The sequence below is a fragment of the Paenibacillus dendrobii genome (genome assembly GCF_009807035.1).
In the GTDB taxonomy this organism is placed as follows: Bacteria; Bacillota; Bacilli; order Paenibacillales; family Paenibacillaceae; genus Paenibacillus_AQ; species Paenibacillus_AQ dendrobii.
In genome coordinates this window covers 844,146-869,721 of sequence record NZ_WUBI01000001.1, presented here as the reverse complement: position 1 = coordinate 869,721, position 25,576 = coordinate 844,146, and the positions used below count along the sequence as shown (strand labels likewise).

The following is a 25,576-nucleotide window of genomic DNA, read 5'->3' as shown; positions in this document are numbered from 1 at the left end:
CATCTCCTTACTGTTTATTATGTAAACAGTTATTTTTATAAACAGTATATGACGTATACAGTAATTGGTCAACACTAAATTATTCTTTTTTCAATTGTCCGTTTTTTATCGTATATCCGCTGAATTACGCCTTGTACTGGAACATATTCAACCAAGTCAGTTATAGGATTGTTTTTCGGGCTTGAAATGGTGTGTGGAACATTCCGAAGAATTAGGAATAGATTTTGGGATATGCAATTGAGTAGGGTATATCCGCCCATTCCCTCCACGAATACCCTACATACGATATACCGTATCTTGAATTTTGAATTGCAGGGTAATCATTTGCTCAAAGGGAGTTGTAGTCATTGACATCAAAAACGAAGCTTACCGGTCGTGTCATTTTTAGAGGAGATCCCGGTTATGAAGCGGCACGGAAAAATTGGGACCCTCATACGGACAAATTTCCCAAAGTATTTGTTTTTGCGAAACGGACGCAAGATGTGGCGAATGCAATCAAATGGGCACGCGAAAATAACGTCCCCATTCGTCCAAGAAGCGGAAGACATGCTCTGGAAGTCAATCTGTCGCAAGTCAATGGCGGTATCGTCATCGATGTAAGCGAGATGAAGAAAATCAAGCTGAACAAAAAGAATGGAACGGTTGTCGTTGAAACAGGCAATCAAGTGGGGAGAATTGCTCACAAGCTGGCGCGGCAAGGGTTTATTGCTCCATTCGGCGACAGTCCTACGGTCGGGATCGGTGGTATTACGCTTGGCGGGGGAATCGGTCCGCTCCAACGGACGATTGGACTCATCAGCGATAACCTGCTTGAACTCGAAATGGTTGACGCGAAGGGAAAAGTGATTCGTGCCAACAAAAAATGTAACGCCGATCTCCTGTGGGCTTCCCGTGGTGGCGGTGGCGGCAACTTTGGGGTATGCACCCGATACAAATTCAAAGTGCTGCGCTCTCCAGCTAAGGCAACCGTATTTCGTATCACTTGGCCATGGAATCAGTTCGAAAAGGTATTGAAAGTATGGCAAACATGGGCTCCTTCTGTCGATACCAAACTGGGCAGTGAATTATCGATCGGTCCGAAAAAGGGCGGCAATGTCGTCATGCTGGGGCTGTTCCTCGGATCAAAAACGGAGGCTCTCCGTTTACTCGAACCCATGACGAGTGTCGGTACACCTACGGAGAAAATCATCCGGTTGTTACCTTATCCGAAAGCCGTGAACTTCTTGTTAGCTCCCGATCCAATACTTACCCAAAGATTCAGTAACCAATTCTCCAGCGGTTTCGGTAGAAAACCGTTCCCAGATAAAGCAATTAAGTCGATGCGTGAGTTTTTGGAGAAGGCGGAGCCGAATTCTACCGCGGGATTCTTTTTCCTCAATTGGGGAGGAGCCATAAGTCGCGTAGCGCCGAAAGCAACGGCATTCTATTGGCGTAAAGCGAAATTCTATGTGGAGTGGAACAGTTCATGGATCAAGAAATCCGAAGCCGCCAAAAATATCGCCCTCGTTCGCAATACGCGCCGGAAGCTGCAGCCCTTTATCGTAGGTTCCTATATCAATGTTCCAGACCAAGGGATTCAAAATTCCGGGCCGGTTTACTACGGAAAAAACTTCCCGAGATTGCGGAGAGTCAAAGCTAAATACGACCCGGAAAATGTGTTTAACAATCCACAAAGCATTCCTCCGGCTCGCTGAGCTAAGATAATGTAACGAAAACCCAGTAGCCCGCCTATTCCTGGAGTCACTTCTGCGATCAGTCCGAATTGAGCAGGGGGACATCACTCTAAGAGGAAGGAGCACGGCGGACTATTGGGGGTTTCTTACGGACTTGCGGATATATTTGGGCGTTATTTCTCTGTACTATTATCATTCTCTTTTAAAATGCCGATATGGTTTCAGTACACACATAGATTATTTTCAAAGGATGGGGAAAGAGATGTTGAGAAAGAAGTGGCTTATCATGCCATTGGTTGCGGCGACCGTGTTTTTCGGTCAATCTGCCTATGCGGCAAAAACGTTTTCTGATGTGGAAGGAACAAAATATGAATGGGCTTCCGCATCCATTCATTCGATGGTGGATAAGGGTGTTGTCACCGGCTATACGGATGGGACCTTCAAGCCAGGCAAAACGATAACGAAAGCAGAATTTGTACATATGTTTCACAAGCTTTTTCCGGAAATCAACTATTCATCAGGTAAATCCTCAGAATTTGTGGATGCACGTAAACATTGGGCGAACATGGATTTTGCAGCCATATTCAACGGGGACTACGTTTGGCAATTTACGGAAGGTGTAGGGGGCACATATCCAAACTATCAATTTTATGTCAAGCCTGACAAACCATTGACTCGCTGGGATGTCATGATGATTGCCTCCGTTCGAACTGAGTATACCAATCAGAATCTTCATCCTGAGATAACGGAAGTCATCTCTGCAGCTTCGCAGTATAAAGATGTGAAAGTGCGTCCGGCAAATTACTATGACGATTTCTCGGTCAATTATCCGGTACTGTATATTGACAAGAGTGAAGAAGAGTATTTCTATGATGGGGATTTCCAAGAACAGAAGGCGGAAGCATTCTACACTCTGACCAATATGGGCATCCTTACAGCGAATAAAGGATACCTTCTTCCAAAAGCGCTAGTCACACGTGCCGAGGCTGTGACCATATTACAGCGTTTGTACGAAGCCACGACTCATTGATTATTAAGTCAAGCAATGAATTTGAGCTCAATAGGAACATATATGCACATGAAGTCGCCGAATTGGCGGCTTTTTTTTCAATGATATAAGCTATCCCAGACCCTCTCCGTTAATTTTGACACCATGGTATTTCCCCAAACAGGGAGCCCTTGCAATCTACAATTCATCCATGTATATTTTAGTTAAGTAAACTAAAACATATTCAAGGGGAGTTTGAATTGCACAAAGAGATGGTTTCAAACGAAAAAAAGCAAAAAAGATCCGTTTTTTACAAACTTGGCATAGGGCTATTAATTCTTTCTCTTTTGCTGTGGCTGGTACCGGTGATCACGCCATTCACCCCACTTTCAACAAAAATTAAAGCAAGCATCATAACGGGAAGTATCATCATAGCAGAAATCATGTTTTGGATAGGTGCATTACTTGTTGGAAAAGAAGTGGCTGCAAAATTCAAAAGTGTTTTAAATCCTAAAAATTGGAGGAAACATGAAGTGGAGCAGAAGCATGAAAAATAAAAATCTAGCAGAGCAAATTAACCAAACCATTGAAGACATCTGGATTATACTTGAAAAAAAAGAAAGAGCTTATACGAATTTTAAATTAAATAACCAACAATATGTATTATTAACATTAGTTATTCGGCATCCATTCTCTTCTCCTACAGAATTAGCTGAACAAATGGAGATCACGAAAAGTGCTGTGAGTCAACAGTTAGCAAAACTTGAAAAGGAAGGCTATATCATAAGAAAGCAACATGTAGAAGATAAGCGTGCATATTCCATTGAATTAGGCGAAAAAGGGTTGCTATATAAACATGAAATGAATGCATTTAATCAACAAGTTTCTGAAAAATATCATGCGAATCTATCACCTGAAGAATTGACAAATATGTTGTCAGCCCTTCAAAAGCTACGAGAATTACTTGAATAGCTTGCTTCATTGAAGTGTATGCGCTATAGCGATCCTATCGGCCCCTCGGGACGGTAGGATTTTTTGTGCAAGGGGGGGATAGTTAACGATATGATGAAGGTGCGAGAAATCTGAGTATAGCTACATGAGTCACTTGATATGGGATACAATAAATGAGAACATTATTGCACAAATTAGAGAACAGTATTTCTAAGGAGAGGTAAAAATGGCTCGAGTATTATTTATAAATGGTGGATCAGAGGGACATATCAATCCAACGATTGGCGTTGTGCAGGAACTGATTTCGCGTGGAGAAGAGGTTGTGTACTTTTGTATAGAAGCTTTTCGGGAGCGTATGGAGAAAACGGGAGCAACCGTTCGAACGTTTGACGACCAAAAATTCATTCAAGCCTTTATCTCCGGCGGAAGAAATTATGTACTCGAAAGAATCAACGGTCTTTTACTTACGGCAGATATCATCATACCAAGCGTTCTTGAACAGATCCAAGGAGAACATTTTGATTACATCATCCATGATTCCATGTTCGGTTGTGGACGTTTGCTTGCTCAAATTCTTAAGCTTCCTGCAATCAACTCTTGTACTACTTTTGCGCAATCAAAAGATTCATTCGATGACATGTTGGAACAATCTTTTCTAAACGTACGGACAGAGATCGCTAAACCGATTAACGATAGATTTCAAAGCTTGACGGAAAAGGTGAAAGAACAATATGATGTGACGATCCATTCTCCTTATGAAGTGTTTTGTAATCCTGCACCGCTTACCATCGTGTATACAACAAGAGAGTTTCAACCTTATGGAGAAGCATTCGACGAAACGTATAAATTTGTCGGGCCATCGATTAGTGCACGATTCACTCCAGAAAACTTCGACTTTCCTGCGATCCAGGGGGAAAACTTCATTTACATTTCACTGGGTACAGTCTTTAACCAAGCAACGGATTTCTATAAGCTTTGTTTTGAGGCATTTGGGAACACGGATTATTCGATCATCATGTCTATTGGGGATAAAACACATATTTCTGATTTAGGGGAAATTCCTGCAAACTTCATCGTCAAAAATGTGGTTCCGCAAACGGATGTACTGCAACGCACCCAGTTATTTATTACACACGGTGGAATGAACAGTACCCATGAAGGGCTCTATTACGGAGTTCCGCTAGTTGTAATCCCGCTAAGCGCGGATCAGCCGGTCATTGCGGGGCAAGTCGCCCATATCGGGGCAGGGGTTACATTACCAATGCAAAGCTTGACTGCAAATCAACTACGTGAGGCAGCAGATCATGTGTTAATCCTCCCGTCATTCAAGCAGGCCGTTGCAGAGATTAGGGAATCTTTTCGCAGTTCGGGCGGGTATCATCAAGCTGTCGATGAGATTTTCGCGCATGTACGCTAGACATCAGTTGAATAAAAACAGCAGTTAAACATATTCCAGATAGACAGCATTCAGGCCGCTGTTTCACCTGTATAACTTAACACTGCAATATCTTGCGAAAAGGAACTTCTGCGGTAGAAGTTCCTTTGTTATGTTCATATGGTTATGGCATGAGTGCGTGCGATGAGTACATAAGAGATGGATTCGTCTATTTCAAAACAAAATTTCAATTTTTAGAAGATTTTTTTATACAAAATGAACTTTTATAGCCTCTGCGATCTCTTATCTATGAAAGGGGGAAGAACATGAATGTAAGTCGTCTTGTCAAACAAGCTCAAAAAGGCAACAAAGAAGCTTTATTACAACTAATCCTTGCCGATCAGGACGCTTATTATCGTCTTGCCTACAAATATATGGGGAATGAGCAAGATGCGATGGATGCAATGGAAGACATGATCGTTACGCTTTATGAAAAGTTGGATCAATTGCAAAAGGGTGAGTCTTTCTACAGCTGGAGCAAAACCATTCTCGTCAATCGCTGCAAAACCTTGCTTCGCCATAAGGAGCGGTATCTCCCATGGGAGGATGAGCGGGAAACGTCATTTGTAGCCTTAAACGACGATAATCCATATCGCGATATGGAGTCTGAAATGGACATGCAGGTACTTCTGTCTCATCTGAATGATCGGCAGCGGGAAGCCATTGAACTTCGTTTTGTGCATGATCTTCCTTACCAGACGATCGCGGACATGGCAGGAGTACCGGTAGGCACCATCAAATCAAGAATTTCGCAAGGCCTTCAAAAACTCAAAGCCAAGATTGGAGGTGATCGTTATGAAAACGATCGAGGAGAGATTAAAGGAACACAAGCAAGTCTTGAACATGGAACAGGCTCCGTCCGAACTTGAGGGCAGACTTCGAAATGCGCTTGCTTCGGTTCCTGATAAGAAAAAGAAAAAAAACAGAGCTTTGATATGGGTTGTCTCATCCGCCGCGGCTCTATTGTTAATCGCCGGATCGTATCAGTATCCTGCGTTTGCATATATTGGAAGCAAGCTGCTGAATACAGTCGAGTTGAATTCACTTAGCTTTGCCGAGGTCGCGGATCATGGATACGGTCAGACGATTAACAAAAGCATAACGCTTCCGGATGGTACAGTCATTACGCTTGATGGGGTTATCGCGGACGATAATGCATTGTCAGTGTATTATTCGATTGATCGACAATCAGGCTCTGTGTATGGCGACAATTATTCTACCCGTTATTCCGTGGATAGAATTCAGGGATTCTTAACGGATTCAACGCTAAGAAGCGGAGGCGGTAATCATAACAGTGATCAGACCCACTTCGATGGAGTGGGTAAATTCGAACCGGTGAGTCCTTTCACCAGAACATTAACCGTTACATTCTCTGCGATTCTCGATAACGGAAAACGAGCTATATACCCAATCCGCTTCAAGTATGAAGCCAATAAAGCGATGAAAAGTATCATTAAGCAAGATATCTCAAACTCCGTTCCCGTTGATCAGGGAAGGGTCTATTACGACTCGATCACAGCTTCGCCGACCGCCACCATTGTAAAGGGACATTATGAAATGGATGACGGGGAATACCCGAGATTCCCTGCTGAAACCAAGCTTTACGTAAATGAAACAGAAGTCAAATATTCGGTCATGCGCGGCAGTAACCCCGCGGGTTTTGAGATTGAATACGATGTGCTGCCAACGGACAAGATTGATTCCATAGAACTTGTACTTAAGAGTTTTCCGGGATACCAGAAATTAGATACGCCGATTTCCCTTGCTGCGCCATCAGACAAATCCATCAAGGCGGGAAATGAAAAGTTATGGATACGGAGCGTCAATAAAACCGAAACAGGCTATGACATTGTCATCGCCGGAAAACAATTTACGTTCCTGAAAACGGATAATTTAGCGGTTCAGGCTGGCGGTCAAAAAGTTCCTGTTGCGAAGATTTCCTCATCGAGCCCTTGGGATCTGAAAAATGGTAACATCCTTTGGGAGCAGACGTATTCGTTTAACACTTCAGATAAACCAGAATACCTCCTGCTGGACGGATTCGACTATATTAAAACTTACAACAAGACCATACCGATTCCCGTAGACACCAAAAAATAATACCGAGGGGCCCGGTACCAAGGGAGAATAACAGCGATCGGTATATGGCTGATCCCTAAGCACTCCATGAGCGAGCCATTCGAAAAAAATCCACCGTTAGGTCCAATACCTTCAGGTGGATTTTTTTTACTCAGAGTCACCAGAAAAACGCGGTACCCTCTTGGAGGGGGAGACGCCCGTAACCGCTTTATATTGCTTCGAGAATGTGAAAGGATCCGTATAACCTAGCTGAAAGGAAATCTCCTTAATGGATTGTCCCGAATTCTCCAGCAAATAACGGGCATAATCGATGCGGGCTTTAATCTGATAGGTTTTGATTGGAATTCCATATATTTGTTGAAACAGCTTCGAGCAATATTTAGAGGTCAGACCGGTGAATCCTGCCAACTCTTGAACCGAAAGTCTTTCCGCAGGATGCGTGTCAATATACGCTTTGATATTCTGGATGTCCGGATGACTGAGCGTATCTTGTCGCATGAAATCCAAATCCAGCGAAATTTCGGCCAGGGTCTGGCATATGGCAGCATGACAAAGTACATCCCGTCTGGCAGATGAAGGTAGGGTATGATACCGGTGAATTGTTTCAAATAGAGCGCTGAATTTCGAAGGGTCCCGGGGACGGAAAGCGAAGTGACAAGGGAGCTCCGTCTTAGCAACTTGTTCTTCATCATTTTTATAGCTTGCAATCGTAAATCGAATGGGAATGATGCTTAGCGGTTCTTTAAGATCCCGGTACGCCGAATGAATCGTGCCATCGGTCAGGAACAGCAGACTTCCTGCCGTTAGTTCCAGAGGAGTTTCATGAATTACGTAAGTGAGGCACCCGCTTCGGACGTAAAGTAGATGAATCTCTTCAAGCACGCGTTCTTCGATGCGCCAGGAAGAGGGGACCGTTACATTGAAACAGCTGAAAATACGAAACATGTGCTCGCCAAGCACGGAAGCCAACAATGCATCCAAGAAGTTGGATGCTTCGTGATGCAGTAGACTTTTTGACATGCCGTTCCTCCTTTGTGCTATGTCAATTCCGGCTTTTTACGAATAAAATTATAGCCATCACGACATGTAAATTCAAGGAGGGCTTTATGACCGTGCAACCGAATGTGCTTTTTATTATAGCAGACGATCATCGGTATGATGCCATCGGAGCAGCAGGAGACCGAGTGGTGAAAACGCCGATACTGGACGCTATAGCCAGGACCGGTACCATGATGAACTCAACTCATATTATTGGCGGTGTGGATGGCGCCGTTTGCGTTCCATGCAGAGCTTGCATCCATACGGGAACACATATTTTTCAAGCAACGGAAAGCCAGACGATCGATGATCACGATCGAACATGCGTCATTCGCGCAGGTGCGAATACGATGCCGTCCTGGTTTCGCTCCCATGGCTATTACACCCATGCGGTTGGCAAGTGGCATAATGACCGGACCAGTTTTTCGGATGGTTTTTGCAGCGGCAACGCACTGTTCTTCGGCGGCATGAGCGATCATCGTGAGGTACCTGTGTTCGATTATGGCTCAAACGGATTTTCTCCTCCAAATGAACCACGGGTCGAAAAGCAGTTTTCAACAGAATTATTTACGGATGCGGCTATCAACTTTTTGGAGCAATATTCGGAAGAAGACCCTTTTTTCCTTTACCTGGCATATACTTCACCGCATGATCCGAGGACGGCGCCGGAGCCTTACGCGAGTATGTACAATCCTAAGGATATCCCGCTGCCGCCAAGCTTTATGGAAGAGCATCCGTTCGATAACGGCGAACTGGATGTCCGTGACGAGCATTTGGCTGACTATCCGCGCCGGCAAGAAGAGATAAAGAGCCATATAGCCGATTATTATGCCATGATTACTCATATGGATTACCATATTGGCCGAGTTCTGCAGTCACTTGCCGACTCTGGAAAACTGGAGAATACCATCGTTGTGTATACAGCGGATCACGGTCTTGCCGTAGGCCGGCACGGGCTGCTAGGCAAACAAAATGTGTACGATCACAGCATACGGGTGCCATGGTTGATTCAGGGACCGGGAATTCCTGCAGGTAGACGCATCGATCAGCTGGCCTATCAATTCGATATTTTCCCTACGCTTTGCGAAATGGCCGGAGTTTCCGCACCTGATGGAATAGCCGGACAAAGCGTGGCGGACTTGATTCGGGGTGAAACGAAACAGGGCAGAGAGACGGTATATGCGCTGTACAAGGATATTCAACGGATGGTGAAGGACGAGCGCTGGAAAATGATTCTTTATCGACGTTCGGAACTAACGGGTCAGGGAAGCGATAGGATGCAATTATTTGATCTTAAGAATGATCCCTGGGAGATCCGCAACCTGGCGTCTTCCACGGAATTAAACCCACAGATTGAAAGACTGCAAGGGGAACTTAGGACCTGGATGAATCGCACTGGCGATCCTTATGCCGATTGCTTCTTGTAATGTTGAAACGATCATACAACGCTGCAAAAGATCCATTTTCTCAACAAAAATGAAAGGTTGACGAATCGGGTAATCCTTGCGTTTCATTGACCATTATTGGAAGAACAGATACGATGAGGTCAATATGGTGATAGAGGAGGAATTGGCATGACTAATCCCGATTTGAAGAATATAGCCGAAACTAGCGGACTTCAGGAACGCTTGGTGGAAATCCGCCGCAATCTGCACCAGGAACCTGAACTATCCAACGAAGAGTTCGAAACGACGGGCAAAATCAAAGCATGGCTGAAACAAGCCAACATTGAAATTCTGGACTTACCTACGCTGAAGACGGGAGTCATTGCACAAATCGGGACTGGCAAGGGACCAATCGTGGCCCTTCGCGCGGATATCGACGCGCTGCCAATCGATGAGGAGGCGGACGTTCCGTTTCGTTCCAAAGTGTCAGGAAAAATGCATGCTTGCGGGCATGATTTTCATACGACAGTGGCGCTGGGAGCCGCGTATCTGCTGAAGGAAAAGGAAAACGAGCTTCCAGGCACGGTCAGGGTCGTATTCCAGCCAGCCGAAGAGACCGGTCACGGGGCTAAGGATGTAGTCGATTCCGGAGGTCTGGAAGGCGTCTTAGCTATCTTTGGTCTCCACAATTTGCCGGAGCTTGCAGTAGGAGAACTTGGCACGTGCGAAGGCGCCATTACCGCGGGCGTAGACCGGTTCGAAATCGTCATTAACGGAATTGGTGCGCATGCCGCCACCCCTGAAAAAGGCACCGATGCCATCGTCGCCGCTTCGCAAATCATTCTCGCTCTACAAACCATCAGCAGCCGCCGGGTCAGTGCTCTTGATGCCGTTGTTGTCAGCCTGACCCGTATCTCCGGCGGGAACACTTGGAACGTTCTTCCCGGAACGGTTGATCTCGAAGGGACGGTGAGAACGCTTGATGTGGAGGTGCAGCAGCGCATTCCGGAGATGATTCGCCAGATCATTGACGGGATCGGAGCCTCGGCAGGTGTCTCGGCCGAACTGAAGTGGTATCCAGGACCACTCGCCACGATCAACGATGCTTATTGGGCTCAATTTGCCAGTGATGCGGCCGAAGAATCCGGATATGCCACCAAGGTGCTTGGACCACGCATGGGCGGTGAGGATTTTTCTTACTATCTCCAGCAAATTCCCGGAGCATTTGTATATGTGGGGTCCAGTTCGCCCTATGCGCTGCATCATCCGAAGTTTAATCCCGATGAGACCGCGCTGCAGCAAGCAGCGGAATATTACAGCCATTTGGCCACAAGGTGCTTGAACGAATTAATTACTCGATAAGCCGCGATTTTCGCGGCTTTTTTTATTGGGAAAATACAATTACATATTAAAAACTGCTATAACCGTAACCTGCTATGAGTCTTTGAAACTTCGTGGTTATTGAATTGTTTGAGCCGTAAGAACTTGATAAAGGATGGGTTTCTTGTGATGTTTGATAACAGCTTTGACAGGACACCAAATGGTGGCGTATAATCATATCGACACCAAATGGGGGCCTATAAAAGAATAGGTTAAGCATTTGGAAGGTTTGGAACCTGAATAAGTTTTTACTTAAATGAACTGCTGCATTCACAGGCATTAGCCCATGGGAGACTTAGAGAAGGTTTTGAAATGAATGGCTGTCCATTGGTAATCATACTTAGGAGAGGATGTTGTGAGCGAGAACAACCAGTTCCGGGATGTGTTTGACGCCATTGCAGATCCAACAAGGCGCCGACTGATTCAATTGTTAGCAGAGGCAGACGAGATACCGCTTCATGAATTGACGGCGCAGTTTCAAATGGGGCGCACAGCGGTATCAAAGCATTTGACGATCCTTAAAGATGCCGGGCTGGTAATTGACCGAAAAGTCGGCAGAGAAACGCGTTTTAGGCTAAACGCCTTTCCACTTCGAGAAGTCCAAGACTGGGTGGCTTTCTACAGCAAGTTTTGGAGTGCGAATATGATGCGCTTGAACCAATTACTAGAGGAAGAAGAAGAGTGAGTTCAACATTATCATTGGAGCAAGTCAATACGATCACCTGGACGCTGCAAGAAATAGGGACGGAAAGGTTAATCACCATTTTGAACAGAGCGGAATCACGAATCCTCAAGCACTCGAAGGTGCGAAGTATGATGGACTCATATGTGCGGCGAGCTTGAAAAGTTGCTGCAATAATCGCACAGGTCTAGAATTAACGTTCGTTCCTCGTACAAATCTACCGGACACGACTATAAATTACCACAATCGAAAGGGTGTTAGTTTTGAGCGAATCGAATCAGGAATATATCGTCATCTCGGCCGCGCGGGAAAACAATCTCAAGAACGTCTCCTTGCGCATTCCCAAGCGGAAAATCACAATATTCACCGGTGTATCCGGGTCGGGCAAGTCATCGATCGTCTTCGATACGATTGCCGCTGAATCCACACGTTTGCTGAACGAGAACTTCAGCATGTTCGTGCGTACGTTTTTGCCTAAATATCCGCAGCCGGATGCGGATGCGATCGAGAACCTGAGCATGGCAGTTATCGTCGATCAGAAGCCGCTGGGCGGCGGCTCCCATTCCACGATGGGTACGATAACCGATATTTCTCCCATTCTCAGGATGCTCTTTTCCCGAGTGGGGAAGCCCTATGTCGGGGGAGCAAACATGTTCTCGTTCAACGATCCGCAAGGCATGTGTCCCGAATGCAACGGGATCGGGCGCAGCCTTGGCGTAGACATGAGCAAAGCGGTGGACATGTCCAAATCGCTCCAAGAAGGGGCAGTTATGCTTCCGGGTTATACGGTGGACGGATGGGAATGGAACATGCTCATGCAGTCGGGTTCCTATGATCCCGATAAGAAGCTTAGCGATTACTCGGATGAAGATTTGGATCAGCTGCTGTACGGCAAAGCAAGAAAAGTGAAAATGGATTTTGCCGGGAAGGCAACGAATATTACCGTGGAAGGCGTCATCGAAAAGTTCACGAACAAATACATCAAGCAGGACGTGAAGACAAAGTCCGAACGTACGCAGCAAACCGTTGCACCGTACATTATCGAGGGTCCCTGCCTCAGTTGCCACGGTGCGAGACTCAGTCAAGCCGCACTAGGCTGCAGGATTCATGGTCATAACATAGCGGAGCTGTCTTCCATGGAAGTTGGGCATCTCATCCGTGTCATCCAGGAGATTGACGATGCTGCTGCCGCGCCTATGGTCAAGTCGCTGACAGAGCGTCTTCAGCATCTAGTGGACATCGGACTTGACTACTTGACGCTGGACCGCGAGACGGATACCTTGTCCGGCGGCGAGTCGCAGAGAGTCAAGATGGTGAAGCATCTGAGCGGGAGCCTGGTGGATGTCACTTACATCTTCGATGAACCCAGCGTTGGCCTCCACCCCCGCGATGTACACCGGTTAAATGAACTGCTTCAGAAACTGCGCGACAAAGGCAACACCGTGCTTGTCGTTGAACATGATCCCGATGTCATCATGGTGGCGGATCATATTGTTGACGTGGGGCCTTACGCGGGCAGCCGCGGAGGTAACATCGTGTATGAAGGAAGCTACCCAGGTCTGCTGGAGTCTGGTACATTGACGGGTAACCATCTGAAACGCCATCTTCAGTTAAAGCAGGATTCCAGGCAGCCATCTGGCAAGCTCTCCATTCAGAATGCCAAGCTGCACAACTTGCAGAACGTGAGCATAGATATTCCAACCGGCGTGTTGACCGTTGTTACCGGCGTCGCCGGCTCGGGCAAGAGCACTCTGATTAATGACATATTCTTGAGTCAGCATTCGGATGCGATCGTCATCGACCAATCGGCGGTAGGCGTATCGACACGCTCGAATCCCGCGACTTACACGGGGATACTGGATGATGTTCGCAAGGCGTTTGCTTCCGCGAATAAGGTGAGCCCAAGCTTGTTCAGCTTCAATTCCAAGGGAGCTTGCGAGCATTGCCAAGGACTTGGTGTTGTGTACTTGGACCTTTCATTCTTCGAAAGCGTGAAACTGCCATGCGAAGTATGCGGCGGGAAACGATTCAAGGAAGAGGTACTCGAGTACAAGCTGAACGGCAAGTCTATCGCAGATGTACTGGAGATGACGATAGAGCAGGCACTGGAATTTTTCCAGCTCAAAGAGGTTGTACGCAAACTCCATGCGATGAGCGACGTAGGTTTGAACTATATTACGCTCGGCCAGCCGCTTAGCACGCTTTCGGGCGGCGAATGCCAGCGCATCAAGCTGGCAAGTGAGCTGCACAAGAAGGGCAGCATCTACGTAATGGACGAGCCGACGACGGGCCTGCATATGTCGGATATCGGCCACTTGCTGGAGATCATGAACCGCCTCGTGAATACCGGCAATACAGTGATCGTCATCGAGCATAACCTTGAAGTGATCAGCCAAGCGGACTGGATCATCGATATGGGACCGGACGGAGGCAGCAAAGGCGGCCTGGTGGTGTTCGAGGGTACACCTACTCAGATTATCCATGCGGAACAGTCGATCACGGGCAAATATTTGATGGCTTGATATCAAGAACATATTAAAGTTGAGGGCTGTCGGAAGAATCGGCAGCCTTTCTTTTACTGAAGGGCAGTGACCAGCGATGAACATGGCCCGATAACTCTGAAGGAACTACACTTACAGGGGTCTAACCTATATAGGAAATGGAATACCCGATGGATGTTCGAAGATGATGCCCACGCGGTTATCTGAGGGGAGTCTTTCGATCGATCTTCTTCATTCGAATTTATTCGTGTGGTACTATAGTTTTTAATATTCCGCTTCATTTCCGATGTTCGGGATGTTGCTAAATTCGATTAGGCATTATCCTTTTCAGCGCTGCCGAAGATGAATAAGATTATTTACAACAAACCGACCTCCAACTGTTCCAGCACGCAGCTCCACCACATGTTGTCATCGGCCAAACTATTCGGATCCCGTTGAATGAAAGTCTCCCGCAGCATTTTCAGGTCGGCCTCTCGATTACCGCGGCGTTGAGGCCGGCTCTGAGGAACGATTTCCCCGCGGTGGAAAGCGGCCAGGCGTTCCGCGGCTTCACTCTGCGTCATAAGGGTCATGGTTTCGGGTTCACCGCCGGTGTTGCTGGAAATAAATGAGCGGGTAGAGGACAGAAAGGATAGAAACAGTTGAATATTCGAGTTCATGAAGCCGATCGTCTTCGTATTGGGCTGATAGGAGTATACATGTCCCGAATTTTTGGCTATACCCAAAATTGCTGAACACGGGTCCCATTCGTATCCGATCGGCAGCAGTTCGTAAGCTCCTTCCTGAATAAACCCGATATGCTCAAATGATGTAAAACAGATACCAAGAACAGCCTCCCCGGCGTCTATGCTAGGAAGCCCGTTTTGCAGCAGGTAAATCTCGGTTTCCGCCGGAAAGGACGCTTGCATAACGAGCTCTGGGTCATATTGAACGGTTGAAAGGTTTCTTTTCACGAGGGCACCCCCAAAAAGTTATATATTATGGGACAGTAACATAGACGAGATGGACTCAAGTACTATCGAACATTGTAAGAAAATGTAATCGTGGAGTCAATGAGACGAAAGAGGCGATTTTCAAGCAGAAGCCGGAAAGAGAGATCTCTTTATGAGTCATAACCGGAGTAATTGCGCAAATCCACATTCTTTGGTCTAAAAACGAAATAGGAGCAGAATGCCTAAGCGCATCTCTGCTCCTTAACTGGATCTCTAATGGATGAATCAACGAGATATTACCTGGTTTTATCACGACTACAGAATCTACCCATTATCTTATAAAATTGCGATGGTTAGATATCAAGCTTACGATTCCCGATCCATTTCACCATTTCAGGATCACGATGTGAAAAGAACAGGCTCTGCTTCGTATCTAACGCAGCAATCTTCTCCATATCCTCTTGGCTCAATTCAAAATCAAAGATATCGATGTTTTCGATCATTCTTTCTTTTCGAACAGACTTTGGAATCACAACGACTTCTCGTTGCGTCAACCAACGTAAAACCACCTGAGCAACGGATTTATGAACCTTTTCAGCGATGGATACCAATATCTCATTTTGGAACAAGTTATTTTTCCCTTCCGCAAAAGGTGCCCAAGATTCGATCTGAACATGATTCTCTTTCATGAATTTCGCATGATCGATTTGCTGGTTAAAAGGATGTGTTTCAACCTGGTTTACGGCAGGAACGATTTCATTATGAAGAATCAGATCGATGAGACGATCCTCATGGAAGTTGCTAACGCCAATGGCACGAATCTTTCCTTCCCGGTGCAATTCCTCCATGGCACGCCAAGAGCCATACACATCTCCATATGGCTGATGAATCAAATACAAATCCAGATAATCCAATTGCAATCGTTCCAGTGATTTTTCAAATGCTCGTTTTGTGCGGTCATAACCGGTATCCTGAACCCAAAGTTTTGTCGTGATAAATAAATCCTCTCTCGCCACGCCACTCCGTTTGATCGCTCTGCCAACAGCTTCTTCATTAAGATAAGAGGCAGCTGTGTCAATCAAACGATACCCTGCCATCAAAGCGTCATAGACGCTTCGTTCACACTCATTTTGATCTGCAATCTGATATACGCCAAAACCGAGAATAGGCATCTCAATACCATTGTTCAGAATTACTTTTTGCATGAATAACCCTCCATTTTTTATGATTATTTGTTGATCCCGCGTTGGTCCGCTTTTTCACATCCTTATTATGCACCAGATGACAAGACAACCGTTATTACATTCGTATCAAATGTTTGCCTAATTCTCTCACGGACACTGCTCTAACTGACGAAGAGGGAACATGGTGTGGAAAAAAGCGAAAAATGATCGTGCAACCATACTTGAAAACAAAAACATCCTTAATCTGGAGCAAATGGTATAGTTATTATAGTTATTGCCAGCATACTTTTAGACATCAATGAAATGCCAAAAATGTCTATCTATTATTCCATACATAATCACTATTTGAAGAAAAAAATCATTTCATAACGTTACAAAGGAGGTATCGAAGGCCAATGAGTTTGGCAAATATCCGATACGAACAATACAGTCAAAAAGATTACCCAATCGCCAGAGAATTATTAAGCTATGATGCCGATGGAGGCGAAGAGATTCTTCGAGTGCTTACCAAAGAACCGGATTTGTTTAGGGCGGCGTATATTGAGGACAAGCTTGTTGCACTGGCCCAAGTGAATGAGCCTGGATCTCAGTCCTATTTGAATGTGTTTGTAGCCCCAGAGTACCGCAGGCAAGGGTTCGGTTCGGCAATGGCTAAATATTTTGAAACCGAATTGTTGGAGGGTGGAACCGAGAAAATAAGGAGTTCCTTTCGTGTGGGAAATCAAGCTTCTCTTTCGTTTGCAATCAAGCTTGGTTACGATCCATACTTTTCATCGTCTTTCATGCAGCGAACCAGCGATCCCTTTCCCCTGGAAGACCTTCCGGTACGGCAGTATAAGGACGAAGACTATCTTGTAAGTCAGTCTCTGTATGCCAAAGCTTTTCATGAAATGCGGGTCCGTGTCGGTTGCTTTCCTGATTCTGTGATTGCCCAGCCCAGTGAAAAAGAGAGAACATCCTGGATAAAGGATGCAGAAAACCGTTTTGTCTACGAATTCAATGGGGAAGTCGTCGCGTATAGCCACATTTCCGGCAATGTACTCAGCAGCATATCAGTGCGTCCAGACCTTCAGGGGCTAGGGATCGGTAGAAAGTTTGCTATGTATGTATGCAATGAGATTTATCAGCGTGGCTGCACGAACGTCGGCCTTTGGTGCGTTGTCGGCAATTATGCCAGAAATCTGTATGACAGCCTTGGCTTTAAAGAAAAATATGTTACGCAATACTTGCGGAAAACGCTATGAATTCTACCGTTTGAAATACAGTAAACAGGAAACAAGTTCAAGGGAGAATGTATCGTGTATAGGAGGTCTTTTACATGGAACTTAGGGTCATAAATTATTATTTAACTGTTGCCAGAGAGGGGAGCATCACCAAGGCAGCAGAAGTGCTACATGTGACACAGCCCAATTTAAGCCGCCAACTCAAGCAGTTGGAAGAAGAACTTGGCACCATTTTATTCAAGCGTGGAAACAAAAAAATCACATTAACAAACGATGGAATCCTGTTTCAACAAAGAGCAAACGAAATTGTCTCCTTAATCAGCAAAACAACACATGAATTTGCCCATCAGAAGGACTCGATCGGTGGAACCGTGTCCATTGGCTGCGTAGAATCCATCGCCTCGCGCATGCTTTCAGAGGTGCTTCGGGAGTTCTCCGAACGTTATCCGCTAGTTCGATATGACCTATACAGTGCGGACGGGGATGATATTCGCGAGAAACTTGATAAGGGTATCATTGACATCGGGATTCTGCTAGAACCCATTGAAACCTCAAAGTATAATTACATTCATTTGCCATACACCGAAACATGGGGACTTGTGATGCGCAAGGATGATCCACTAGCGCAAAGAGAGTCCATCGGGCTGCAGGAAGTCAGCACGCTGCCTTTGATTCCTCCCAGAAGAATGATTGTTAAGAACGAAATTTCGAGTTGGTTTGGCGTCACAGAAGACGAACTTCACATATTTGCTACTCATAATCTGCTGACCAATGCATCGTTCTTGGTAGAGCAAAAGTTGGGATATGCGATCTGTGTCGAAGGTGCCCATGAAATTCGCGGCAGTAAAAATACTTGCTTCATTCCATTTTCTCCAACACGCACGACGGGACATGTATTTGCTTGGAGAAAATCACAAATGTTCAATTCCGCAACGGAGATGCTGATTCAATATATAAGAGATAACAAAAAAGCATGACAAAGGATCAATTATAAGTATTAGATATAGTCAAATGATTACTTTACAATAAGGCGTGGGTACAGATCGTTCTGTTAGCTCATGCTGCTTATTGCAACCGAGAAGAACGTATCTGGCCAAACGTCTTCGAATTAAGGGAGTAATGGTTGTGGAGAAATCAATTGCAAACCCCAAGTTTTTTTCAAATAGGGATTTATCCAGATTGTTTATACCTCTTATGGTTGAGCAATGTTTAGAATTATCCGTAGGCCTCATAAGCTCCATGATGGTCGCTTCCGTTAGCGAATCTGCAGTATCCGGCGTATCTTTGGTTGAGTTTGTCATGGCCTTGCTGATCAGTATTTTTGCAGCCCTTGCCACTGGGGGATCGGTGATTGCCGGACAGTACCTTGGAAACCGGAAAGAGAACGAAGCGAGAAAAGTTTCCAATCAATTAGTATGGTTTATCGGCTGTGTGGGACTCGTGGTCATGGCACTGACTTACCTGATGAAAGATGTCATTTTGCACGGGCTGTTTGGTCAGATTACGGAAGACGTATACGCACACGCCAATAGCTATCTTATGATTGTAGCGTTATCCATTCCTTCTCTGGCATTGTATAACGCAGGTGCAGCCATATTTCGAACTATGGGAAACTCAAAGTTACCTATGAAAATTATGCTTTATATGAACATTTTGAATGTGATCGGCAGCGTAGTTTTTATTTTTATTTTTGACATGGGTACTTCAGGTATTGCAATTTCCACGCTAATCTCTAGACTCGGGGCCGCTGGAATGATTATTTTTCTTGCATTCCATCCTAAAAATCTATTATTTCTTGAAAAGACGATGCGACCCCAATTGGATGTTGGGATGATCAAGCAGATTTTAGCGATTGGCGTACCTTACGGTATAGAAAATGGGATGTTTTATTTTGGAAGGCTCCTTGTACTGAGTCTGGTGTCTACCTTCGGAACTGCGGCCATAGCCGCTAATTCGGTCGGTGGCACGATAGTAACGTTCCAAGCGCTTCCGGGCATGGCCATCGGTTTGGGATTAACGGTCATCATTTCCAGATGCGTAGGCGCTGAGGATTACGAGCAAGCCAGATATTACACGAAGAAAATCACACGCATCATCTATATCGCGCAAATCATCAGCTCTCTTATCATATTGTTACTCTTAACAACGATATTGAAGGTCTATAACCTATCCGAGGAAGCAACGATGATGACGACTAAAATCGTCTGGAGTCATGCCATTGCAATGATGCTGATTTGGCCTCTTGGAAATACCTTGCCTGTTGTTTTCCGCGCTGCCGGAGATGCCAAATTCCCGATGATAATCAGCATGTGTACGATGTTTTTCTGCCGTATTGCACTGGCTTATGCATTTGTTTATTTCTTACACATGGATTTACTTGCAACATGGATTGCCATATATTGCGATTGGCTAATAAAAGGAGTCATATTCGTATGGCGATATGTAAACGGTAAATGGACTACATTCCATGCTATAAAATAATGCAGCGCAGTCAAAATTCCGCATAGATAGCGGAATTTTTTCATTTAGAGATCTCTTTCCTTGACCTTACAGCCTCATTTTTGTTTTGTTATAACGGCCCTCACATATTTACGTTTTTTTTCGGCGGAACCCGGAACGGTAGCTTCGCGGCGACATTCGGGAAAACGACTTGAACACCTTCTCAAAATGCGAAAAGTTCTCGAAGCCGGAGAGCTCCGAAATCACGGTGATGCGTTCATCAGTCTCACGGAGCAGCCGCTGGGCTTCTTTGGTTCTCGTGATGCCGATATATTCGATCAAGCCCAATCCGGTATATTTTTTGAAGGTCCGGCTGAGGTGGCTGGGACTGAGATAAAATTGTTCACTCAGGCTTCCCAGGGTAAGCGGTTCCTGATAATGCTCCGAGATGAAGCGAGCAATTTCCGTTATTCTTGCCGCTGCGGGGGAGACGGCCTCCTCTGAAGGCAGGTATTTGGGATTCATGACCTCTCGGGCAGCGAACAACAGCGTCAAAGCAGCCGCATGGCGGACGGCAAGCTCATATCCAGGAGATTGATCCTGAATTTCACGAAGCATATCGTATAACAACTGCTCGATCCGCAACTTGTCGGGCTCGGCCAGATGCAGCACGCGATTGTCGTTGTGAAACGGAGTCAGAAGGAGCTCAGCTTCTTCATCGGCCATCTGATCAAAGTATTCCGTGTTGAAATAGAGCACGATGCGCTCATGATTGGGCACGCCGGTATCCGATGTTTTATGCACCTCATTGCTGGGCACCAAAACCAGGTCGCCCGCACGTACCGGGTAAATGCGATTTTTAATGAAATAATTCCGTTCGCCTCCGAATAAATAGTACAGCTCGTAGTGTCTGTGCATATGATCGGTTGCCATCGAGAAATGCCCCTTGCGTCGGTTGTATTCCAGATGAAAAGGGTGCTGTGCATTGCCATATCGAAGCTCGTGGTTCAGATCCATTCGTTGTTTCTTCCCTCCATAGGCACAATATTTGCGGGATTTAATCCATATTAGCATAAATTGCGGAGATATTATGCCAATATTGCGTTACTCTTTTACTGGAAATCATTGAATGAGGAGAGTTGAAACCATGAACAAGAAAACATATGTACAAGTTGGAGCTGGTGGAAGAGCTGAATTTTTCTATGGTGCCATTGCGAAAAGGTTTCGGGATACCTCTGAGCTGCTGGCGTTTTGCGACGTCAATCAGACAAGGATGGATTATGCCAACAAGCTGCTTACGGACAAATACGATTATCCTGCGGTCCGCACCTATAAAAGCGATGCGTTTGATGAAATGATTCAGGTAGAGAAGCCGGACTTTGTCATCGTCACCAGCGTGGACCGGACACATCACCGTTACATTATACGTGCGCTGGAAATGGGTTGCGATGTCATTACTGAAAAACCGATGACCGTCGACGCGGCCAAATGCCAGGATATTATCGATGCGGTAGAGCGGACCGGAAGAAATGTCCGCGTGACCTTTAATTATCGCTATGCACCGCATCATACCAAGGCGCGCGAATTGATCGCGGACGGCACGATTGGCGACGTTACTTCGGTTCATTTTGAATGGCTGCTGAATACGCAGCATGGCGCCGACTATTTTCGGAGATGGCACCGGGACAAACGAAACAGCGGGGGACTTCTCGTGCATAAGTCGACGCATCATTTCGATCTCGTGAATTTCTGGATCGGTTCCCAGCCGGAAACGGTATTTGCCATGGGCGACCTGCTCTTTTACGGACGGGAGAATGCCGAACAGCGGGGCGTTACCAGATTTTATGATCGCGCGACGGGCAATCCGAATGCCAAGGATGATCCCTTTGCACTGTTTTTGGATAGCAGCGAACATCTGAAGGCGATGTATCTCGATGCAGAAGCGGAGGACGGATACCGCCGCGATCAAAGTGTATTTGGAGACGGTATTTCGATCGAGGATACGATGAGTGTCCTTGTACGATACAAGAATAAGGCGTTTCTGACCTATTCGTTGAATGCATATATGCCATGGGAGGGCTATCGAATCGCATTCAATGGTACTAAAGGTCGGATTGAAATGACGGTCATCGAGAGATCGTATGTCAATTCCGGAGGGGACAAGGCTCTGGAGGGGGCGGTCAAGGGAGTCAACATCCTGGTGTTTCCGATGTTTGGCGATCCATACAAAGCAAACTTCGAAGAGGGCGCTGGAGGTCACGGCGGCGGCGATCCGGTGTTGCTGAACGATATTTTTGGCGTACCCGTCCCGGATCGTTTTCAGCGGGCAGCCAATCACATCGATGGCGCGCGCTCCATATTGACAGGTATCGCAGCGAACCAATCGATAAGTACGGGGCGTGCCGTTAAAGTCGATGAACTGGTACGGTTGTATACCAAGTCATAGTGTTACGGGCTCAACCTTGTGCCTTAATGTAGTTTCTGAAGTCGCAGAGTACCGGCAGCCATGCCGGTGCCCTGCGACTGTTTGGCGCGAGATGGATCGATAAATTTAGTTCATGGACGGATTATATTGAATCAAACGCGCTTCATTGGAGTTGTATGAAGCAGATGCCGCCTTCTGAATGGCTTGGATTGAAGTAGGGTAACCTAATTGCTGGAAATAGAGTGACGGAGGGAAGCGTGCGTGGATTTTTTCAGAGGTCAGGACTCATTGACGGTAATAGAATGGATTATGCGAAGCATAGTTGGATTTGTATTTCTGATCATTGCTGCCAAAATGATGGGTCAGCGTTCCATCTCTGGACTGAGGTTCCTTGATTTCATTATCGCGCTTACGCTCGGCAATATTATTGCCCATCCGCTCTCAGACGAGCATCTTGGGTTAAAAGGCTCGATCATTTCGACCTTTTCGATTGTTTTCCTGTACATAACCGCAATATGGCTCAGTCTAAAGATCCCGCTGCTTAAGCAATTTTTTGACCCACCGGCGATTACCCTTGTACTGGACGGGAAAATTGATTATCGGAACCTATCGAAGGCGAAGTTATCGATTCAATTCTTGTACGCTGAGCTGCGAAAATCGAACGTAGAGGACATTGCGAAAGTCGCCTTTGCAGCATGGGAACCAGGCGGTACACTATCTGTCTTCCTAAATACAGCTTATCAGCCCATCACTCCGACTGACTTAAAGCTCTCCACTCAACCCTTCAATCTAACCAAACCGATCATTACGGACGGTCACATGGAGCATGCGCTATTGAACGAGATCGGAAAGGACGGCGTATGGCTGGAAACAGAAATACAACCCCATGAATTAAACAACGTACTCTTGGCGACGGTAGACAGCAAGCTAACTGTACAAGTGCATATCGTTCGGAAAACTAAATTAGAGGAAAACCATTTGTGATATAATAATGACCAACAAAAATACCAAATGGGAAATTAGGCGGGCATATATATGAAATTGGAAAGATTGATCTCTATGATCTACAAGCTGTTGAACCACGAAGTTGTATCTGCTTCTACCCTGGCCGAAGAGTTTCAAGTTTCCCCAAGAACAATCTATAGGGATATCGATGTGATCTGTGCCGCTGGCTTCCCGGTCATATCGTATCAGGGAAATAAAGGTGGATTTGGCATGATGGACGGATATAAAATGGATAAAAGTTTGCTCGGTTCGTATGATGTCGCTACTTTGATTACTGTGCTGAGCAGCCTTTCTTCCGTTTTTGAAGACGAGCGTGCGCAAGGAACCATTGAACGACTGCAAACGGTCGGAACGGAGCATCAAGCTTCTAGTCTAGCGGTGGATTTGGAGACCCGCCGTACGGATCCCGACGTGCTTCCTCATTTGCGCACAGCCATTATGGAGCGAAATATCGTCCGTTTTGATTACGTTAATGCAAAGAATGAGCGCACAACCCGTGCCATGGAACCGGTAAAGCTTCATTTTAAATATGGCAATTGGTACATATATGGTTATTGTCGAACACGGCGGGACTATCGAGAATTCCGACTAACCCGGATGATGAATGTGTTGCTGACACCGGATACTTTCCAGCCGCATCATGAGTTCACAAGAGAGGTTGGTTTTTCAAACAGTACATGGCAAGATGAGGTAGAGGAAGTAGTGATCCGAGTAGGACCTCAGGCTTTGGCAGAAGCACTGGATCAGTTTCACCAGGTTGATAAACAATTTCATGCCGATGGAAGTATGACCATGCGAATTCCTGTTGATAGGCCATTGCAAGCAAGTTGGCTTCGGTCCATTCTGCTGAGCTTTGGAAGCGGCGCCGAAGTCCTCGAACCTCCTGCATTAAGAGACATCTTAAAAGAACAGCTTCAAAATACACTCAAACTTTATGAAGTAGTATGACAGACTGTTGTCATATTACTTTTTTTAATATTACAACAGTAACAAAAATCAAATTCCTGACAAGTCAAAAGGAGAAGATACGAATGACAAATCATCCAGTACAAATGTTTAACTACAACACATGGGCCAACCAAACGATCCTGCAGAGAATCAAGGAACTTCCGTCCACGGTACTGCAACAAGAAGTTAACACAACGTTCCCCACCATCGGCGAAGCGCTTGCACATATCTATGCGCTCGACAAGTGTTGGTTTCAGGTTCTGAGTGGCACCAGTATGTCCAAGGCGCTGGAAGCGTGTCTTCCACTTCAACAAGAAACCTTTCGTTACTCAGTCGATGAATTCGCGATTGCCTTTAGTGAGTTAGCAGAACAATACAGAGCATGGTTCCGAAGCCAAGAAGATTTGGAGCAAGCCCTTGTCGTTGAGAATCCTTACGCCGGAACGCGCAGCATTCGATTATCGGAGATTGTGCTGCAAGTGGTCAACCATGGCACCTACCATCGGGGGAATATTTCAACCATGCTGCGTCAGTTGGGCCATGCATCCATCATGACCGACTATTCACTATTTTGGTATCAGCAGCCTGTGGAATCCATTTAATTTCTGACGACGCCCAGTTGATGTCGATGATATCCGGTGCCGCTTCCTGGTAAGGGCACCGGGTATCGTTCTTCATAAGGAGATTGTATTTTATCTATGGAAATTAAAAATCTAATTACAGCAAAATCAAGAGAAAATTTAAGGGTTTGGCTGCAGGAATATTGTAAGATTGAAAAATCGTGTTGGGTCGTAGTTTCTATGACGCCAACCCCCGGTACACTGTTATATTTGGACGCCGTCGAAGAAGCATTGTGCTTTGGATGGATCGATGGGGTCAAAAAGAAAATATCTGAAACAGAGCTTGCGCAGAGACTGTCTCCCAGAAGCAAAAAAAGTTCATGGACTGAATTGAATAAAGAACGTGTCCGCCGCCTCGAAAAGTTGGGGTTCATGAGAGAAGAAGGAAGAAAGGTACTTCCTGATATGAATCGCGATTCTTTTAAAATAGATAAGGATATAGAGCAAAAGCTAAAAGGGGAATGGCAAGTATATGAGAATTTCATGGCATTTCCAGATCTTTATCAAAGAGTTCGGATCGATACCATCCAAAGCAATAAAAAGCAGCCAGAATTATTCAAGAGCAGATTAGACAAATTTATAACAAAGACTAGAGAAAATAAAATGTATGGTCAATGGAATGACAATGGACGCCTACAAGATGATTAGGATGCGCTAGACGGGTTGAAATACGGAGAGAGATTCATCC

The 25,576-nt window shown here is 45.7% G+C and carries 23 protein-coding genes and 1 pseudogene; 20 read left to right on the top strand and 4 right to left on the bottom strand.

Going from position 1 to position 25,576, the window contains the following annotated elements; translation table 11 throughout:
* Positions 1 to 127 precede the first annotated feature (127 nt).
* The 8 genes and pseudogenes from GRF59_RS30245 to GRF59_RS03620 form a co-directional block, all read left to right on the top strand.
* A pseudogene (locus GRF59_RS30245) lies at positions 128 to 223 on the top strand (alpha/beta hydrolase); the annotation flags it as partial.
* Positions 224 to 347: 124 nt separating this feature from the next.
* Positions 348 to 1,694, top strand: a complete 1,347-nt coding sequence (locus GRF59_RS03650; protein ID WP_160496289.1) for an FAD-binding oxidoreductase — start codon at positions 348 to 350, stop codon at positions 1,692 to 1,694.
* A gap of 241 nt (positions 1,695 to 1,935) precedes the next feature.
* Complete coding sequence (locus GRF59_RS03645; protein ID WP_160496288.1) at positions 1,936 to 2,703, top strand: S-layer homology domain-containing protein; 768 nt, start codon at positions 1,936 to 1,938, stop codon at positions 2,701 to 2,703.
* Between the two features lie 218 nt (positions 2,704 to 2,921).
* The gene (locus GRF59_RS03640) at positions 2,922 to 3,218 is read left to right on the top strand and encodes a transporter suffix domain-containing protein (protein WP_237391614.1); all 297 of its coding nucleotides are present in this window, start codon (positions 2,922 to 2,924) and stop codon (positions 3,216 to 3,218) included.
* Positions 3,208 to 3,633: a MarR family winged helix-turn-helix transcriptional regulator gene (locus tag GRF59_RS03635; RefSeq protein ID WP_160496287.1), complete on the top strand. Its 426-nt coding sequence runs from the start codon at positions 3,208 to 3,210 to the stop codon at positions 3,631 to 3,633. The genes GRF59_RS03640 and GRF59_RS03635 overlap by 11 nt, the downstream gene beginning before the upstream one ends.
* A 205-nt stretch (positions 3,634 to 3,838) precedes the next feature.
* Positions 3,839 to 5,029, top strand: a complete 1,191-nt coding sequence (locus GRF59_RS03630) for a macrolide family glycosyltransferase (RefSeq protein WP_160496286.1) — start codon at positions 3,839 to 3,841, stop codon at positions 5,027 to 5,029.
* A gap of 284 nt (positions 5,030 to 5,313) precedes the next feature.
* Positions 5,314 to 5,916, top strand: coding sequence for an RNA polymerase sigma factor (locus tag GRF59_RS03625; protein ID WP_160496285.1), 603 nt, complete (start codon positions 5,314 to 5,316; stop codon positions 5,914 to 5,916).
* Entirely contained in the window at positions 5,843 to 7,147 is a 1,305-nt protein-coding gene (locus tag GRF59_RS03620; protein WP_160496284.1) for a DUF4179 domain-containing protein, read from the top strand. Before GRF59_RS03625 ends, GRF59_RS03620 begins: the two co-directional genes overlap by 74 nt.
* Positions 7,148 to 7,273: 126 nt before the next feature.
* Here the strand turns inward: GRF59_RS03620 and GRF59_RS03615 are convergent, their stop codons facing one another.
* A complete protein-coding gene (locus tag GRF59_RS03615; RefSeq protein ID WP_160496283.1) occupies positions 7,274 to 8,146 on the bottom strand; it encodes a helix-turn-helix domain-containing protein in 873 nt (290 codons plus the stop codon).
* Positions 8,147 to 8,232: 86 nt separating this feature from the next.
* Between GRF59_RS03615 and GRF59_RS03610 the strand changes: the two genes are divergently transcribed.
* The 4 genes from GRF59_RS03610 to GRF59_RS03595 all read left to right on the top strand — a co-directional run bounded on the left by GRF59_RS03610 (position 8,233) and on the right by GRF59_RS03595 (position 14,133).
* Positions 8,233 to 9,591 carry a sulfatase family protein gene (locus GRF59_RS03610; protein WP_160496282.1) on the top strand — a complete coding sequence of 453 codons (1,359 nt, stop codon included), beginning with the start codon at positions 8,233 to 8,235 and terminating at the stop codon, positions 9,589 to 9,591.
* A 147-nt stretch (positions 9,592 to 9,738) separates the two neighbouring features.
* On the top strand, positions 9,739 to 10,911 hold the full coding sequence (locus GRF59_RS03605; RefSeq protein WP_160496281.1) for an amidohydrolase: 1,173 nt from the start codon (positions 9,739 to 9,741) through the stop codon (positions 10,909 to 10,911).
* Between the two features lie 373 nt (positions 10,912 to 11,284).
* Positions 11,285 to 11,614 (top strand): metalloregulator ArsR/SmtB family transcription factor, encoded by a 330-nt coding sequence (locus GRF59_RS03600; RefSeq protein ID WP_160496280.1) that lies wholly within the window; start codon positions 11,285 to 11,287, stop codon positions 11,612 to 11,614.
* A gap of 260 nt (positions 11,615 to 11,874) precedes the next feature.
* Positions 11,875 to 14,133 (top strand): ATP-binding cassette domain-containing protein, encoded by a 2,259-nt coding sequence (locus GRF59_RS03595; RefSeq protein ID WP_160496279.1) that lies wholly within the window; start codon positions 11,875 to 11,877, stop codon positions 14,131 to 14,133.
* A 335-nt stretch (positions 14,134 to 14,468) separates the two neighbouring features.
* On the opposite strand, the gene GRF59_RS03590 is transcribed toward GRF59_RS03595, so the two are convergent.
* Together GRF59_RS03590 and GRF59_RS03585 are read right to left on the bottom strand one after the other, a co-directional pair.
* Positions 14,469 to 15,065, bottom strand: a complete 597-nt coding sequence (locus tag GRF59_RS03590) for an SUKH-4 family immunity protein (RefSeq protein WP_160496278.1) — start codon at positions 15,063 to 15,065, stop codon at positions 14,469 to 14,471.
* Positions 15,066 to 15,397: 332 nt separating this feature from the next.
* Positions 15,398 to 16,249, bottom strand: coding sequence for an aldo/keto reductase (locus GRF59_RS03585; RefSeq protein ID WP_160496277.1), 852 nt, complete (start codon positions 16,247 to 16,249; stop codon positions 15,398 to 15,400).
* Between the two features lie 374 nt (positions 16,250 to 16,623).
* Here GRF59_RS03585 and GRF59_RS03580 point away from each other — a divergent pair, with 374 nt between their 5' ends.
* The 3 genes from GRF59_RS03580 (at position 16,624) to GRF59_RS03570 (ending at position 19,932) form a co-directional block, all read left to right on the top strand.
* The gene (locus GRF59_RS03580) at positions 16,624 to 17,472 is read left to right on the top strand and encodes a GNAT family N-acetyltransferase (protein WP_160496276.1); all 849 of its coding nucleotides are present in this window, start codon (positions 16,624 to 16,626) and stop codon (positions 17,470 to 17,472) included.
* Positions 17,473 to 17,546: 74 nt separating this feature from the next.
* Positions 17,547 to 18,428 carry a LysR family transcriptional regulator gene (locus tag GRF59_RS03575; RefSeq protein ID WP_160496275.1) on the top strand — a complete coding sequence of 294 codons (882 nt, stop codon included), beginning with the start codon at positions 17,547 to 17,549 and terminating at the stop codon, positions 18,426 to 18,428.
* A gap of 142 nt (positions 18,429 to 18,570) precedes the next feature.
* The gene (locus GRF59_RS03570; protein ID WP_202128480.1) at positions 18,571 to 19,932 is read left to right on the top strand and encodes an MATE family efflux transporter; all 1,362 of its coding nucleotides are present in this window, start codon (positions 18,571 to 18,573) and stop codon (positions 19,930 to 19,932) included.
* 108 nt (positions 19,933 to 20,040) lie between these two features.
* Here the strand turns inward: GRF59_RS03570 and GRF59_RS03565 are convergent, their stop codons facing one another.
* Positions 20,041 to 20,907 carry an AraC family transcriptional regulator gene (locus GRF59_RS03565; RefSeq protein WP_160496274.1) on the bottom strand — a complete coding sequence of 289 codons (867 nt, stop codon included), beginning with the start codon at positions 20,905 to 20,907 and terminating at the stop codon, positions 20,041 to 20,043.
* A 130-nt stretch (positions 20,908 to 21,037) separates the two neighbouring features.
* On the opposite strand from GRF59_RS03565, the gene GRF59_RS03560 reads away from it, so the two are divergent.
* The 5 genes from GRF59_RS03560 to GRF59_RS03540 all read left to right on the top strand — a co-directional run bounded on the left by GRF59_RS03560 (position 21,038) and on the right by GRF59_RS03540 (position 25,536).
* Positions 21,038 to 22,336 carry a Gfo/Idh/MocA family protein gene (locus tag GRF59_RS03560; RefSeq protein ID WP_160496273.1) on the top strand — a complete coding sequence of 433 codons (1,299 nt, stop codon included), beginning with the start codon at positions 21,038 to 21,040 and terminating at the stop codon, positions 22,334 to 22,336.
* 240 nt (positions 22,337 to 22,576) lie between these two features.
* Positions 22,577 to 23,299 carry a YetF domain-containing protein gene (locus GRF59_RS03555; RefSeq protein ID WP_160496272.1) on the top strand — a complete coding sequence of 241 codons (723 nt, stop codon included), beginning with the start codon at positions 22,577 to 22,579 and terminating at the stop codon, positions 23,297 to 23,299.
* A 51-nt stretch (positions 23,300 to 23,350) separates the two neighbouring features.
* On the top strand, positions 23,351 to 24,268 hold the full coding sequence (locus GRF59_RS03550; RefSeq protein ID WP_160496271.1) for a helix-turn-helix transcriptional regulator: 918 nt from the start codon (positions 23,351 to 23,353) through the stop codon (positions 24,266 to 24,268).
* An 83-nt stretch (positions 24,269 to 24,351) separates the two neighbouring features.
* Positions 24,352 to 24,870, top strand: a complete 519-nt coding sequence (locus tag GRF59_RS03545; RefSeq protein ID WP_160496270.1) for a DinB family protein — start codon at positions 24,352 to 24,354, stop codon at positions 24,868 to 24,870.
* A 96-nt stretch (positions 24,871 to 24,966) separates the two neighbouring features.
* Positions 24,967 to 25,536 carry a YdeI/OmpD-associated family protein gene (locus tag GRF59_RS03540; RefSeq protein WP_160496269.1) on the top strand — a complete coding sequence of 190 codons (570 nt, stop codon included), beginning with the start codon at positions 24,967 to 24,969 and terminating at the stop codon, positions 25,534 to 25,536.
* Positions 25,537 to 25,576 lie beyond the last annotated feature (40 nt).